This is a genomic window from Streptomyces sp. NRRL S-340, from assembly GCF_000720185.1.
GTDB lineage: Bacteria > Actinomycetota > Actinomycetes > Streptomycetales > Streptomycetaceae > Streptomyces.
The window spans coordinates 1-402 of the sequence record NZ_JOIY01000124.1 but is presented as its reverse complement, the minus strand read 5'-3'; the positions used below and the strand labels follow the sequence as shown (position 1 = coordinate 402).

Sequence of the window (402 nt, the reverse complement as noted above, 5' to 3'; positions counted from 1 at the left end):
CACAGATGCTCGCGTCCACTGTGCAGTTCTCAAACAACGACCAACCACCCATCACCCCGGGAACAACATCCCGAGTGCACTGGGGCCGGCATCCCGAAGACCCAGCCTCACGGCCGCGCCCTCAGACACCCAACAGCGTGCCCGACACTCCTCGCTGACAAGATCCGCGTTCCACGCCGAAGTAGTACTAGCGCTCTCATCCATCCGAAGTGTGCCGAGTAGTCAACGTTCCACCCATGAGCAACCAGCATCAGACATTCGCTGATGTACTGGCCTCTGAACCAGGCAAGCCCGGCTTAGAAGTGCTCCTTAGAAAGGAGGTGATCCAGCCGCACCTTCCGGTACGGCTACCTTGTTACGACTTCGTCCCAATCGCCAGTCCCACCTTCGACAGCTCCCTCC

At 59.5% G+C, this 402-nt stretch carries 1 rRNA gene; it reads right to left on the bottom strand.

From position 1 onward, the window contains the following. Window positions 1-313: 313 nt before the first annotated feature. A 16S ribosomal RNA gene (locus tag IG64_RS37230) occupies window positions 314-402 on the bottom strand; the annotation flags it as partial.